14 protein-coding genes are annotated in these 14,244 nt (G+C 73.5%); 13 read left to right on the forward strand and 1 reads right to left on the reverse strand.

Annotation, left to right across the window (positions count from 1 at the left end; translation table 11 throughout):
- Positions 1-43: 43 nt before the first annotated feature.
- Positions 44-952: a LysR family transcriptional regulator gene (locus M2163_RS27320; RefSeq protein ID WP_280850210.1), complete on the forward strand. Its 909-nt coding sequence runs from the start codon at positions 44-46 to the stop codon at positions 950-952.
- Between the two features lie 691 nt (positions 953-1,643).
- On the opposite strand, the gene M2163_RS27325 is transcribed toward M2163_RS27320, so the two are convergent.
- On the reverse strand, positions 1,644-2,549 hold the full coding sequence (locus tag M2163_RS27325; RefSeq protein WP_280895286.1) for an AfsA-related hotdog domain-containing protein: 906 nt from the start codon (positions 2,547-2,549) through the stop codon (positions 1,644-1,646).
- Between the two features lie 139 nt (positions 2,550-2,688).
- On the opposite strand from M2163_RS27325, the gene M2163_RS27330 reads away from it, so the two are divergent.
- The 12 genes from M2163_RS27330 to M2163_RS27385 all read left to right on the forward strand — a co-directional run bounded on the left by M2163_RS27330 (position 2,689) and on the right by M2163_RS27385 (position 14,101).
- A complete protein-coding gene (locus M2163_RS27330; RefSeq protein WP_280850208.1) occupies positions 2,689-3,351 on the forward strand; it encodes a ScbR family autoregulator-binding transcription factor in 663 nt (220 codons plus the stop codon).
- Positions 3,348-4,298: an NAD-dependent epimerase/dehydratase family protein gene (locus tag M2163_RS27335; RefSeq protein WP_280895287.1), complete on the forward strand. Its 951-nt coding sequence runs from the start codon at positions 3,348-3,350 to the stop codon at positions 4,296-4,298. The genes M2163_RS27330 and M2163_RS27335 overlap by 4 nt, the downstream gene beginning before the upstream one ends.
- A gap of 314 nt (positions 4,299-4,612) precedes the next feature.
- Positions 4,613-5,293, forward strand: a complete 681-nt coding sequence (locus tag M2163_RS27340) for a TetR family transcriptional regulator (protein ID WP_280895288.1) — start codon at positions 4,613-4,615, stop codon at positions 5,291-5,293.
- A 46-nt stretch (positions 5,294-5,339) separates the two neighbouring features.
- Positions 5,340-6,101 (forward strand): SDR family oxidoreductase, encoded by a 762-nt coding sequence (locus M2163_RS27345; protein WP_280850205.1) that lies wholly within the window; start codon positions 5,340-5,342, stop codon positions 6,099-6,101.
- Positions 6,102-6,147: 46 nt separating this feature from the next.
- Positions 6,148-6,954, forward strand: a complete 807-nt coding sequence (locus M2163_RS27350; RefSeq protein WP_280850204.1) for a carbon-nitrogen family hydrolase — start codon at positions 6,148-6,150, stop codon at positions 6,952-6,954.
- A 272-nt stretch (positions 6,955-7,226) separates the two neighbouring features.
- On the forward strand, positions 7,227-7,910 hold the full coding sequence (locus M2163_RS27355) for a hypothetical protein (protein ID WP_280895289.1): 684 nt from the start codon (positions 7,227-7,229) through the stop codon (positions 7,908-7,910).
- Positions 7,907-8,110, forward strand: a complete 204-nt coding sequence (locus M2163_RS27360; protein ID WP_280850202.1) for a hypothetical protein — start codon at positions 7,907-7,909, stop codon at positions 8,108-8,110. The genes M2163_RS27355 and M2163_RS27360 overlap by 4 nt, the downstream gene beginning before the upstream one ends.
- 127 nt (positions 8,111-8,237) lie before the next feature.
- Positions 8,238-9,926 carry a GH3 auxin-responsive promoter family protein gene (locus M2163_RS27365; RefSeq protein WP_280895290.1) on the forward strand — a complete coding sequence of 563 codons (1,689 nt, stop codon included), beginning with the start codon at positions 8,238-8,240 and terminating at the stop codon, positions 9,924-9,926.
- Between the two features lie 36 nt (positions 9,927-9,962).
- Positions 9,963-10,844, forward strand: coding sequence for an alpha/beta fold hydrolase (locus M2163_RS27370; protein ID WP_280850201.1), 882 nt, complete (start codon positions 9,963-9,965; stop codon positions 10,842-10,844).
- Positions 10,834-11,979, forward strand: coding sequence for an enolase C-terminal domain-like protein (locus M2163_RS27375; RefSeq protein ID WP_280895291.1), 1,146 nt, complete (start codon positions 10,834-10,836; stop codon positions 11,977-11,979). The genes M2163_RS27370 and M2163_RS27375 overlap by 11 nt, the downstream gene beginning before the upstream one ends.
- 35 nt (positions 11,980-12,014) lie before the next feature.
- The gene (locus tag M2163_RS27380) at positions 12,015-12,851 is read left to right on the forward strand and encodes an FAH family protein (RefSeq protein WP_280850199.1); all 837 of its coding nucleotides are present in this window, start codon (positions 12,015-12,017) and stop codon (positions 12,849-12,851) included.
- Positions 12,848-14,101: a hypothetical protein gene (locus M2163_RS27385; protein ID WP_280895292.1), complete on the forward strand. Its 1,254-nt coding sequence runs from the start codon at positions 12,848-12,850 to the stop codon at positions 14,099-14,101. The genes M2163_RS27380 and M2163_RS27385 overlap by 4 nt, the downstream gene beginning before the upstream one ends.
- The last annotated feature ends 143 nt before the right edge of the window (positions 14,102-14,244 follow it).

A 14,244-nucleotide genomic window follows, 5' to 3' on the forward strand; every position in this document is an offset into this window, starting at 1 on the left:
AGGACAAGCAAATGGTTCTACCTACTCTGTTAAGCTGTGCTACATGCTTGATGTGAGGCGCCTCCAGGTCCTGCGGGCGGTGGTCACCAGTGGGACGGTCACCGCGGCCGCGGCCCACCTCGGGTACACGCCGTCCGCCGTCAGCCAGCAGGTCGCGGCCCTGGAGAAGCAGGCGGGGACCGCTCTGCTCGAACGGGTCGGGCGGGGGGTGCGGCCCACCCCGGCCGGTCTGCTGCTCACCGAGCACGCGGCGCTGATCAGCTCGGCGGTGGCCCAGGCGGAGACCGCCCTCGCCGATCTGCGGGCCGGGCGCATCGGCACCCTGTCGGTCCGCTACTTCGCCACGGCGGGCTCCACGCTGGTGGCCCCGGCCCTGGCCCGGCTCCGCGCGGAACACCCCGGTGTCCGGGTCGACCTCGAACTCGCCGACCCGGAGGACCCGTTCCAGGAAGTGGCCCGTGGCCGGGCCGACCTGGCGGTGGTCGTGCAGGCGCGGGGACGGGTGGGGGAGGGCTTCCGGCTGGTCCACCTGCTCGACGACCCCTACGCCGCCGTCCTGCCGCTGGGGCACCCGCTCGCGGACCGGGAGGTCGTCGACCTGCACGAGCTGTCCGGGGAGCAGTGGGTCGGCAGCGAGCCGCCCGGCCCCTGCCTGGAACCGGTGATCGACTCCTGCGCGGCGGCCGGGTTCAGCCCCGACTTCGTCATCCGCAGCGAGGACTACGCCACCGCGCAGGGCTTCGTCGCGGCCGGTCTCGGCGTCGGGCTGATGCCGAGGCTGGGGCTGCGCGGCCGCCACCCCGGCGTCGTCGTCCGCCCGGTCCGCAACCCCGAACCGGTCCGCGTGATCTCGGCGGTCGCCCGCGAGACCGCCCTCGACCAGCCGGCCCTCCGCGGTCTCCTGACAGCCCTCCGAGAAGCAGCGGCCACCGACGAGCCAGCGGCGGACTGACCCCGGCCGGCCCGGACGCCGTGGTGCGGGTCAGGCGGGCGGGGTGCGGGGCTCGGGCGAATCTCCCGGACGTACTGCTGCTGCGCGGGTGCGGTGGCTCGGTCTCGGTGCCGGCCGGCAGTCGGGCAGCGGCAGCCCCCGCCGACTGGCTTGCGGATCCGCCCGGGCGGCCCGGCACCTGGCCCGGACGCCGTGGTGCGGGTCAGGCTCGGGCGGATCTTCCGGACGTACGACGGGGTGGCTGATCCGGGCCGGGCCGGGGTCCGTCGACCGGGTGCTGCACGGGTGCGGTGGCTCGGTCTCGGTGCCGGCCGGCAGTCGGGCAGCACCCGCCGGCTGGGGTGCGGATCCGCCCGGGCGGCCACGGCGCTCGGCCTGGAGACTTTCCTTGTCCTGGTCCGGCGGTCAGCAGGCCGGGGCTCAACAAGATCCCCGGCCTGCTGCCGAGGCCGATCTGCTGAGGCGCCGGTCCCGGCAGGGCGGCCGGGGCGGCAGTACGGGCGGCTTGCGCCCCCGCCCCGGTCCGTTGACCCGTGGCTCGGGCCCTGGGGATCCGGTCGCCGTGCGACCCGGGCCGCGGTACGGGTTCCCCGCGCCCCGGTCAGGCCGCGTGAGCCGGCCCGGAGCTCGCGGGTGTCCGTGGAGCGGGCCCCTCAGGCCGCCAGGGCTCGGGGGGTGGTCGGTGCCGGGGTCAGGGTGACGTGGCTGGAGAAGATCTCGCGGTCGTGCTGGTGGGCGCTGACCCGGACCTGGGAGGGGTCCGCGAGGCGCTCGGTGTGCAGCAGGCAGGGGGCGTCCATCTCGGCGTATCTGACGAAGTCCGAGTCCATGCCCGTGACGGCCATCGGCCGGGGGTGTGCGGCGGCCAGCGCCGCCTGGCGGGCGGCCTCCAGGAGGAGCATGCCCGGAGCGTGGTCCACGACGTGGTCGAAGAGCACGGGGTGCGTGGTGTCGACACGGAGCTGCCAGCGGTCGGCCCGGTCGGTCGCGCGGCGAGCACGACGTCCTCGAAGCGGTCCCGCCCGAAGGGCGACAGACCGGCCGGCGGCGGCAGCGGTACGGCGCGCGCGGTGGCAGCGGCCGCGTCGGCGTACGCTCCGCGCAACCGGTTGTAGACCGTGCGGTCCTGGATGGTGAAGCGCGTGCGGGCGGTGGCCAGCGTCTGCCCGCCTCGTTCGACCTCGACCGTCAGGGATATCGCGGAGGCGCGGTCGCGCCGGTACGTCACCTCGTGGCAGCTGATGTGCAGCTCCAGCTCGGCCGGCCCGCCGTCGGCCCGCGAGGCCGCCGGGTCGAGCGTCCAGCTGAAGTCCTTCCACAGCAGCTGATGCCCGAACGGCACCTGGTAGGCGCCGTGGGAGAGCAGCGGCAGCGTCTGGCGCACCGTCTCGCTCAGCAGCAGCGGGTCGTACAGGCCCAGGCGGCTGACGTAGAACCGGTGCTCGGCGGGCCAGGCGGCGGTCACCGTGAAGGTGTCGGGGCCGGTCCGCCGCCAGCTGCGCAGGAGCATCTCGTCCTGGTTCGTCTTGTGCGTGTGATCGGCCGAAACCATCTCAAAACGACTCGTGAGGCTGTGCTGGGCAAGGTCGATGCTCATGGTGTTCCCCCAGGTGCGGTGACGTCCGAATTGGGCACGCGCAAGTGAATCGACGCCGCCGGCGGTGACAAGGCGGCCTCGACGTGAATAAAATAGAGGTCGTTCTTTTTGTTTGTCTACAGGTACGAGGAGTCTGCCGATGGCACGACAACGGCAGGAGCGCGCGGAGCGGACGCGGGCCGCGCTCATCCGCGCGGCCGCGGAGATGTTCGACCAGGTCGGCTACCACGGAGCGGGTCTCAACGCGATCCTGCGCAGAGCCGAGACCACAACCGGAGCCATGTACTTCCACTTCAAGTCGAAGGAGGAACTGGCCCGGGCGGTCATCGTCGAACAGGCCGCCGAGCTGAAGTGGCCCACCGGGAAGCAGGGCCTGCAGCAGCTCATCGACGTGTGCCAGTACCTGGCCGTGGAGATGCGCTCCAACGTCCTGTTCCGCGCCGGCGTCCGGCTCGCCGTCGAGCAGAGCGAGGTGAACCTGCTCAACTACTCGATCTACGACTGGTGGGCCGAGCAGTTCCGCACCCACCTCGCCGAGGCCCGTGACCTGGGCCAGCTGCGCCCGGAGGTCGACGAGGCCGCGTTCGCCCAGGTGATCGTCGCCGCGTACACCGGTACGCAGATCATGTCGCGGCTCTCCAGCGCCCGCGGCGACCTGCCCGAACGCATAGAGAGCATGCTGCGCTGCCTGCTGCCGGCCCTCGCGCCCCCGGAGGTCGTCGCCACGCTGGAGTTCCCGGAGAACAGCGGTGCCCCCGAGGTGCCGCAGGACGCGGACGAGGCGGAGGAGACCGTTTCATGAGACCGCTGCGGGTGCTGCTGACCGGTGCCACGGGCTTCGTCGGCGGGGCGGTGCTGAACCGGCTGCTGCGCGAACGGGCGGACGGCCGGAACCTGGAGGTGCGGGCCCTCGTCCGCACCCCGCCGGCCGAGCAGCAGGCGGGCGTGGAGTGGCGGCCCGCGGACCTCTCGGATCCCGCGTCGCTCGACGGGGCGGCGGACGGGGTGGACGTCCTCGTCCACCTCGCCGCCCGCGTCGACGGCACGCAGCACGAGTGCGAGCGGACCAACATCGGCGGCACCCGGGCCGTCGTCGGGGAGGCCCGGCGGGCCGGGGTGCGGCGCATCGTGCACCTGTCCACGGCGGCGGTCTACGGGCCCGGCCCGCACCGCGGCATCCCCGTCGACGGTGTCACCCCCGCCCCCGTGTCCGCGGCCAGCCGGACCCGGCTGGCCGCGGAGCGGATCGCGCTCGACGCGGGCGCCGTCGTCCTCCGCCCCGGTCTCGTCCTCGGCGCCGGGGACCGCTGGGTGGTGCCCGGACTGCGCGAACTGCTGCGGCGGGTCCCCGCCCGCTGGGACGGCGGGCGCGGACAGCTCTCCCTCGTCGCCGTCGAGGACCTGGCGCGGCTGATCACGGCCCTGGCCACGGCACCGGACGCCGTGCCGTCCGGGATCTTCCACGCCGGGCACCCGGTGCCGGTGCGCGGCGGCGACCTCCTGGCGAGGCTCGCCGAACTGGACGTACTGCCGTCGGTCACCGACGACTTGACCTGGGAGCAGTGCCTGCGACGGCTGAGGGAGGTGCCCGGCCGGATCAGCGAGCGCCAGTTCGCCCTGCTGGCGCTCGACCACTGGTACGAGAGCGAGGAGGTCTGGCGGCTCGCGGGATGCGCCGCGGGCCCCGGTCCGCTGGAGCGGCTGGCCGGTGCGGCGCCCTGGTACCGGGCCCACCTCGCGGTCGGCTGACCGGACCGCCGCACCGGCCTCGTACCACCGGCGAAGTCCCGGGCGGACCGGCGCAGTTGTGGGGAAGCCGGGTGGAAACCGGGGAAGTCGCGTCCAACTTGGCCAAGTCGTCGCGGAGCCGGGCACGGAAGGTGTCCGCGCAGTGAACCGGCGGTACGTTCGCAGGACCGGGGCCGGCGGCCTCCCGTCATCCACAGCGGCGCGAGCGGACGGGAGGCCCACGACGGGCCCCCTCCTCCGGCACCTGGCGCGCAGCACCGCTGTCCGGGCGGCCCGTGGAGTCAGTTCCCGTGATGAATACCGAGGTCAGGCCCATGGTCAAGCAGGTGAGAGCGGAGCGCACCCGCCAGGCGCTGATCGCGGCGGCGGCCATCGAGTTCGACCGGCACGGATACGCCGGCACCTCGCTGTCCGCCGTGCACCGGGCCTGCGGGATGACGATGGGCGCGCTCACCTTCCACTTCCGCGCCAAGGCGGACCTGGCGAGCGCGGTCTGCCAGGAGGCGGAGACCATCACCCGGGGGGCACTGACCCGGCTCACCCCGATGGGCGCCCTCCTGCCGGTCGTGGAGTTCACCCTCGTCGTGGCCCGGCTGCTGGACGAGGAGGTCACCGTCCGCGCGGCGGCCCGGCTGACCCAGGAGCGGGCCGTGCCCTCCCGCTGGCACACCGTCTGGCGGGCCGTCCTGCGCGACCTGGTGGCCCTCGCCCCCGAACCGCCGGGCCCCGGCTGCGGGCCCCGGCCGGAAGAACTGGAGCTGCTGGCCGTCTACCTGACGGCCGGTGCCGAGGCGGCGCTGCGGGAGGGCCGCACCGGCAAGGAGGTGCTCGCCCAACTGGAGTGCCTGTGGGCCCTGGTGCTCGTCACCGGCTCACCGCTCGCCACCGGCTCACCGCTCGCCACCGGCTCACCGCTCGCCACCGGCTCGCCCCCGCCGGCCGCCGACGAGTGTCCGGCGGCCGCCTCGCGCTCGCCCCTGCGCGACCCGGCCTGACCCCGCGCCCCATGATCCCCTGTCCCTCCACGAAAAGGCTCGATCCATGACTCGACGCTGTGCGCTCGTCACCGGTGGCTCCCGGGGCATCGGGGCCGCCGTCGCGACCGAACTCGCCGCCGCCGGGCACCGCGTGGCCGTGCACTGCCGCGCCGACTCCGCGGCCGCGCAGGACGTGCTCGACACCCTGCCCGGCACCGGCCACGTCCTGGTCACCGGCGATCTCGGCGCCCCCGGCGCGGCCCGGGAGATCGTCGACGCCGCGGTCGCCGGGCTCGGCACGGTCGACGTGCTCGTCAACAACGCGGGTGTGTACGCCGAACAGCCCGTCGCCACCACCTCCTACGAGGACTGGCAGGCCGACTGGCGGCGCCTGGTCGACGTCAACCTGCTGGGCCCGGCCGATCTGATCTGGTGCCTGGTCGACCATCTGCGGCACCGCCTCCAGGGACCGCAGGGCGCCTGCATCGTCAACGTCGGCTCGCGCGGCGCCTACCGGGGCGAACCCGACGCCCCCGCCTACGGAGCGACCAAGGCCGCCCTGCACGCGCTGACCCAGTCGCTCGCCCAGTCGCTGGGACCGCTCGGCATCGCGGTGACCGCCGTGGCGCCCGGGTTCGTGCGCACCGACCTCACCGAACCTGTGCTCGTCGGAGCCGTCGAGGAGGAGGTGCGCAGCCAGAGTCCGCTCGGCAGGATCGCCGTGCCCTCGGACGTCGCGGCCGCGGTGGCCTGGCTCAGCAGCGCCCGCGCCGAGTGGTGCAGCGGTGCCGTGCTCGACGTCAACGGCGCTTCCCACCTGCGCTGACCCACGCACCGTGCCCGACAGCCACCGACCACGAAACGGAGACCCCGTGCGCGCCTCAGTCCTCCAGATCGCCGTACGACCCGACGAACCGGCCGACGAGCGGCGGGCCCGCGTGTCCGAACTCGTCCGCCGGCAGCACACCAGCGACCTGGTGGTGCTGCCGGAACTGTGGACGGTCGGGGCGTTCGCCTTCGACGCGTTCGCCGAGCACGCCGAGCCGCTGGACGGCCCCACCGCCCGGGAGATGGGCGCGGCCGCGGCGGCGGCACAGGTGTGGCTGCACGCCGGGTCGATCATCGAACGCGGTCCGGCCGGCGAGTTGTACAACACCTCCCTGCTGTTCGGACCCGACGGCGGGCTGTCCCGCACGTACCGCAAGATCCACCGCTTCGGCTTCGACGGCGGCGAGGCCGCGCTGCTGGCCCGGGGCGAGGAGACCGTCACGGCCGTGCTGGACGGGGACGCCACCGCAGGGCTGACGGCGGGCCTCGCCACCTGCTACGACCTGCGTTTCCCCGAGCAGTTCCGGCTGCTGGTGGACGCCGGCGCCGAACTGCTCCTCGTCCCGGCCGGCTGGCCCGCCGCACGCCGTGCCCACTGGTCGCTGCTGGCCCGCGCCCGTGCCGTGGAGTCCCAGGCGTACGTCCTCGCCTGCGGTACGGCCGGCACGCACGCCGGCGTCGAACAGGCCGGCCACAGCGTGGTCGTCGACCCGTGGGGCGAGACGGTGGCCGAGGCGGGTCCGGGCGAGGAGACGCTCGTCGTGGACCTCGATCCGGCGCTCGTCGCGAAGACGCGGGCCGAGTTCCCCGTCCTGCGCGACCGGGTGCTCGGTGTGCCGGTGCCCCGCTGACGTGTGCCCCGCGACGGCAGGTGCCGTCCGCCCCGCGGCTGCCGGGCGGACGGCACCTGCCGTCCTCGTTCTCCCGCTCCACATCTCTTCCGGCAGCCCCTTGCGCCCGTCGCAGCAGCCGTGTAACACTCTTTCGCGAGGCAGTCTGTCCTCTTCCAGGAACACTCGCACTGCCGTAGCGCCGCCATCGAGCGGCGCTTTTTTGTTGCCCGGGTTCTCCCGTTCCTCCCGTTCCTTCTGTTTTTGCCGAGCTCCCCGAAGGTGAGGCGACCATGGCCGATCCGACTTCCCGACCCTCCCTCCCGGCGCAGTGCGCGTCGAACCGCTGTCGCCGCGCGGCCCGCTCCGGTGCCCTGCGGCGCAGGCCCGCCGAACCGGATGCCCGGCTGTGCGGACCGTGCGGGCGCGCCCTGGCCGCCGATCTGGCCGCCCTGCCCGCGCTGCACCGCGAGAGCGAGCAGCACCTGGTGCTCCCCGCCCGGCAGGGCGGCCTGGCCCGCGTCACCGGTCACCGCCCCGACCCCCCGCCCGTGAGCGACACGGCGCTGGAGGCCCGGCACGACGCCGTCGTACGCCTGGCCTCCTGGGCGCGGCTGGTGCTGGACGAGACGGGGACCGGCCGGCCGCCGGAGCGGACCGTGCCCGCGCTGGCCGCCTTCCTCGGCCGGCATGTGGGCCTGCTGGCCGCGCACCCCGCCGCGGGAGAGGCGGCCGACGAGATCGCCCGGGTGGCCACCGCCCTGCGGCTCGTGGTCGCACCTCCCAGGCCCGACCTCGTCCCGCTCGGCCGCTGCGTCGAACCGGGCTGCGAGGCCGAGGTGACGCTGCCCGAGCGGGGCGGCGAGAACCTGGTGCTGCGCGGACCGATGTGCGGCGCCGGGCACGTCCTGACGCCACGCCAGTGGCTCCTGCTGAACCGACGTCAGTCGATGTCCGAGACCGAGGAGACGGCATGAACAGCGCGCACCCCGGCCGCGGCACCCGCGTCCCCACCTCGCTGGCGGCGCTCGCCCTGGACGTCCGCGAGGGCACGATCCGCCAGTGGGCCCGCCGCGGCAAGCTCACCCGTTACGGGACGCGGCGCCAGGCCCTGTACGACCTGAACGAACTGGCCGCGCTCGTGGCCGGCGAGACCGCACCGGCGCACGACGCCTGACCGGCGGTCCTCCCGCACCAGCACCTCACCTGATCCATCCACCACCCCACCGTCCGGCCACCGCCGCGCGGTGCCGACCCATGCCCGAAAACGGGCCGTCGGCACGGTTCATCGAGGAGAGACAGCAGTGGACACAGCGCAGATCACCCAGCTCCCGCAGACGTCCCCGTGGCAGCAGCACTGGCAGACACGGCGTGACCCCTTCGTCGACGAGTGCCTGCGGGCCCGGCAGAACCTGCTCGCCGACCTGAAGGACCCGGCCGGCGCCCAGGCCCGCGTCCTCGACGACCTCATCGACATCGGCGCCGCCTCACTGCACTGGAAGGAGAAGGGGTACGACGTGATCGCCGCCGACCCGGCCCGCTTCCGGTCGGTCCTGCCGGTCATGCGCTACAACGACTTCGTCGAGGAGATCGACCGCGAGACCCGCACCAAGGGCGGCATCCTGTCGTGCAGCCCGGTGCTGCGCTGGCTGAAGACCAGCGGCACGACCGGCACCCCCAAGCGGGTCCCGTACACGCTGCACTGGCTGCTGACGTACCGGATCCCCGCCATGAAGGCCATGTGGGGCACCTGCCTGGAGCTCCACCCCGAGATCCTCGCGCACCCCTGGGCCACCCTGGACACCCAGACGGTCCGCGAGGACGTCTACGACTTCGTGCACGGGGTCGAGCACCAGGCCATCAGCAACCGGCACCCGCAGCTCAACAGCCGGGACTGGAACCCGCCGTGGTACGAGTCCCCGTGGTTCGGCCCCGACACGCCCACCAGCCACGCCGGGCGGATGTACCACCGGGTGCGCAACCTCGTCGGCAAGGACCTGCACTACATCTCGGCCATCAACCCCAGCACCCTGGTCTCCTTGCGCGACCTGATCGCGGAGCACGGCGCCGAGCTGGTGCGCGACCTGCGCGAGGGAACTCTGCACGGCAGGCCCTGGACCGATCCCGACGAGCGGGCCGCCGCACACCTCGACGTCGTGCTGGCGAAGGACGACTTCAGCCTGGTCGACGTCTGGCCGTCCCTGACCCTGTACAGCTGCTGGCTGTCGGCCTCCGCCGAGCTGTACCGGCCGCGCCTGGACGCCGTCCTGCCCGGCGTCGCCAAGCTCCCGTTCATGAGCTGCGGCACCGAGGGCGTCACCACCATCCCCGTGGACGACACGCTGGAGAGCCAGCCGCTCGCGGTCAGCCAGGCCTACTTCGAGTTCGTCCCCGCCGACGTACCGCTGGGCGCGCTCCTGGACGCCGGCGAGAAGGTCGAGACGCTGCTGTACGACGAGGTGGAGGCGGGCCGCGACTACCACCTGATCATGTCCCAGGGGAACGGCCTGTACCGGCTGTGGACCGGGGACATCTACCGCGTCGACCGGATCGTGGACGGCACGCCCTGGATCCACTTCACCCACCGCGACGGCGTCTTCCACTCCTTCACCGGCGAGAAGATCACCGAGGGCCAGGTCACCCAGGCCATCCGCCAGGGCCTCGCGGCCGGCGGCCTGGAGACCGGGCTGTACATGTGCGGACCGCGCTGGGACGAGCTGCCCTCCTACACGGTCGTCGTCGAAGTGCCGGAGCCCGCGGCGGAGTTGGACCGGGAACTGTCCGGCGCGATCGACCGCGAGCTGTCCGTCATCAACATCGAGTACGCCTCGAAACGCGACAGCGGCCGCCTCGCCGGACTGCGGGTGCGCACCGTGGCGCAGGGCGCGATCGCCGCGTACGTCGAGTCCCGGCGGCAGCGGGGCAACGCCACCCAGTACAAGTACAAGCCCTTCCAGCAGGACGTCGACTTCGTCGACGCCATCGTCGGCTGAGCAGTCAACCACCCTTCGAGCAACAGGAGTTCGACCGTGATCGAGACCATCAGGCCCCCGCAGAACATCCGCCGCGAGATCATCGACGTACCGTGCGGAGACACCCGGCTCGCCCTGCACGTCTGGCGGCCCGAGCGGATCAAGGGAGCCGTCTTCTACTTCCACGGACTCCAGAGCCACGCCGGGTGGCTGTGGGAAGTGGGCCCGCGCTTCGCCGACAACGACATCGCGTTCTTCGTCCTCGACCGGCGCGGCAGCGGGATCAGCCCCGGCGCACGCGGCGAGATACCGGACGCCGGCACCGTCCTCGACGACTACGCGCAGGCCGCCGCGCTCGTCCGGGAGATGATCGGCGACACCGTGCCCCTGTCCCTGTTCGGACACTGCCTCGGCGGCTCCTTCATGGCGGCCCTGATGTGCCACGAGGGGTTCACCACCTCGTACGACGCCGCCGTGTTCTGCTCCTCCTGGCTCGGCCGGATGCACGCCACCCTCGACGCGGAGACCCGGCAGGCGATCGCGGCGAACCGCGACGAGCAGCTGTGGGACGCGGGCCTGCGGGCCGGCGACTTCACCGACGAGGCCAAGTACCAGCACTTCATCGACCACGACGACCTGGCCGTACGGCAGTTGACGCGCCGCTCGCGGGCCGTGCTGCTCGACCTGGAGCAGCGCTATCTGACCGGCGGGCCCACCACCGCGCCGGTGCCCGCGGCCACCTTCGTCTCCGGGATCACCGACCCGATCGTGGACCTCGACGCCGCCCAGTCCGTCTTCCAGGACCTGGTGGCCGGGCGGGGCGCACTCATGCGGTTCCCCACCGACCGGCACTACCTCTTCTACACCGACGTCAGCGACGACCTGGTCGACTGGACGTCGACGTACACCCTGCTCCAGGGCGTGAACCGTGGCGTCTGAGGCCGGGCGGGCCCGGCTGTACCACGTCGAACTGCCGATGCGGACGCCCTTCGACCATCCGGCCGCCCGCCGCCGCACCTCCGACAGCCTGGTCCTGAGCCTGACGGCCGGGGGAGTGACGGGCCTCGGTGAGTGCGCGCCGCGCTCGTACGTCACCGGCGAGACCACCGCGAGCGTGCGCGGCGCGCTGGAACAGCTGGACCTCGGCGCCCTGTTCGCCCGGCTCACCGGACACCCGCCCGAGCAGACGCTGGAGTCGCTGCACCGGGACGGCTTCGCCCGTGTCTTCGGTGTCGACGGGGGCAACAACCTGCTCTGTCTGCTGGAGACCGCGGTCCTGGACTGGCTGGGCCGCAGCCTCGGGGCGGGCGCGCAGGACCTGCTGCCGCCCGGTCCGGCCGCCGGAACCGGGACACCTGCCACCCTTCCCGTCTCCCAGGTGCTCGATCTCAGCCTGGACACCGAGGAGTTCCTCGCCACCCGCGGCCCCTTCCACTTCGTGAAGATCAAGGCCTCGGACGACGTCGAGCACGACGCCAGGACCGTACGCACCCTCCGCGACAAGCTCGGCGACGACGTCCCGGTGATGGTCGACGCCAACATGAGCTGGACGCCGGCGAACGCGGTCGGGCACGCGCACCGGCTGCGCGAGGCGGGCGCCGACTACGTGGAGGAGCCCCTGCCCAAGGGCTCCTGGGAAGCGCTGCGCGCGCTGCGCCGGGACGGCGGGCTGCGCGTGATGCTGGACGAGTCGGTGTGCACGGCCCGGGACGCCCGCAGGGCGGTCGAGTCCGGGTCCTGCGACGCCTTCAACATCCGCGTCTCCAAGAACGGGGGACCGCTGCCGGCTGCCGCGCTCGTCGCGTACGCCCGGGAGAACGGGATCCGCTTCCAGTTCGGGGTCCAGGTCGCCGAGGTGGGCCCCCTCATCAACGCGGGCCGCGCCCTGGCCTTCGCCCGTCCGGACGCGCTCACCGTCGAGGCCGGGCAGTCCGACCGCTTCTTCCCGCAGATGATCGTCGCCCCGCCCCCGGCCGTCGACCGGGACACCAACACCCTTCGCCCCGCGGGCGGCACCGGCTGGGGCATGGTCCTCGCCGGGCACGCCGAGCGCTGGGCGGTACGGGACCTGTGACCGCTTCCCCTCATGCCCGAAAGGCAAGGACTCCCATGACCGTACTGTTCGAATGCGATCACCAGGGCCGCCGTCACATCGGCTTCGGTCTGCCCGTCGAGGGCGAGCCGCTGCGCCTCGTGCCGCTCGGCGACCGGAACCTCGCCGACCTGCTGCTCGCCGGCGACGACCCCGCCGACGCCGAGGCGGTGACCGTCCCCGCCGGGGAGGTGACCCTGCGGCCGCCGCTGCTGCCCGACCACCCCGGAGGCGCGATGGTCGGCGGCTTCATGCAGACCCACAACGTCAAGGTGGACGCGGACACCCCGGCGCAGCCGAACTGGTTCCTCAAGGGCCTCGGTGACGTGCTGAAACTGCCCGGCCAGGACCTGCGCGCACCCGTCGGGTCCGTCGCACTGACCGAGGAGGCGGAGGTCGTCCTCGTCTACGTCACCGACGCGGCGGGCCGGCCCCGGTACACCGGGTACACCTTCGGCAACGACCTCACCGACATCGGCCGCTTCCGGCGCCACCGCGGCCACCTGTCCTACGCCAAGCTCTGCGACGCGGCCGTGGCGCCCTGGCTGTTCCGCGACGAGCCGCCGCGGCACGTCACCGGGCAGGTGACGATCGAGCGGGACGGCGAGCCGTGCTGGCGGGGCGAGTTCACCACCGGCACCAAGGCCCTGCACTACGGCCTCGACGACATCATGTCCGAGCTGTTCTCGTACGACGCCCTGAGCGTCCCCGGCCGGGTGCACTACGTCTACCTCGGCGCCGACCGCAGCAGCTTCCACGCCGGCTTCCGCCTGGCCGACCGCGACCGCGTCACCCTGGACTTCGCGAGCCACGGGGTGACCCTGTCCAACACCGTGCGCTGTGAGGGCCCGTGAGCGGGGGCGAGGGGGAGCGCGGACTCAGCGGCACGGAGGCCACGTTCGCCTACACCCACGCCCTCACGGGCGGGAGCGGGCGGCTCACCACCTCGTTCACCGTGCGGGGCACGTTCTCACCGGAGCGGGTGGAGCGGGCGGTGCGCGGCTGGCTCGCCCGGCTGCCGCTGCTGTCGCTGCGGATCACCGGCGCGGACGGCGGGCTGTGCTTCCGGCAGGGGGTGCCGACCGGCGCGCACTCCCTGCTGACGGCACCGGCCGGGGCGGACGACGAGGTGGCGGGGGAGCGGCTGTGGCGGCTGCGGGCCGGTCCCGGCCCGGCGGGGACGACACGCTTCCGCCTCACCCTGCACCCCGCGATCTGCGACGGCTACTCCGTCGGCCGGCTCGTACGGCCGCTGCTGGACGCCCTGTTCGACACCCCGGGCCCGGCCACCGCCGACCGCGCGGCGCAGGCGCTGCCGCCCGACACCGACGACCTCACCTACGAGGGCGGCGGCGGGTGTGTGTGCGGGGCGTGCGGGCCCGGGGCGGCGCGAGCGGGCCGGACCGAGGCACCGCACCGGGACGGGAGCCGGCCCGGTGACGACCGTACGCCCGGTGTCCTGGCGCCCGGAGTCGTGGCTCTCACGCTGACGCCGTACGAGAGCCGACGGCTGCGCGAGTGGTGCCGGGCCGGGCGGGTGACGGTGAGCGGGTTCCTCACGACCGTCCTGGCGGACGCGCTCGCCCGCGAGACCGGCCGGCCCGAGGTCACCGTGGCCACGGCGATGTCCCTGCGCCGGCGGTACGCCGAGCGGACGTTGATCGCCGAACCGGGATGTGTGCTGGGGCTGGTGAGGGCCCGGCTGAACGCCGGGGCGGCCGGGGACACGCTGGGCCGGGCGCGGGCGAACGCGGCGGTGCTGTGCTCGGCCGGACGGGCCTGGCGGCCGGAGCGGCGACCGCACACCGGGATCCGCCACGCGGTCGAACGGGAGACTAGGGCCCGCGAACCGGAGGTGCGCGTGGTCGACGCCGGCTCGGTGGACACCGCGCTCGGACCGCATGCCGCGCGGGTCACGGGGCTGTGCACCGTCGCGGCCCGCGGGGCCGGCGGCGGGCCCGGGGGCTCGCTGTACCTGTCCACCTTCAAGGGCGCGCTGACCGTCGCCCTCTCCTCGCGGGAGCTCGGTGAGCGCGGGACGGCGAGGGCGGAGCGGGAGCTGAGCGAAGCGGCGCTGCTGCGGCCGGCCTTCGCACCTTTGTGAAAACAGCAGGTCACGGCGGTGCACAGGTGCGGACTCGGCAAAGTCGCACTCGGTGGGGGACCTCCGTCTTGAAAACAAAGAGTTCGTTCTCTATTTTTTTGGTGGGCGCTCCGAACCGGCGGAGACCGTCCACTCCAGAGAAA

Origin of the sequence: Streptomyces sp. SAI-135, assembly GCF_029893805.1 — a bacterium.
Lineage (GTDB): Bacteria > Actinomycetota > Actinomycetes > Streptomycetales > Streptomycetaceae > Streptomyces.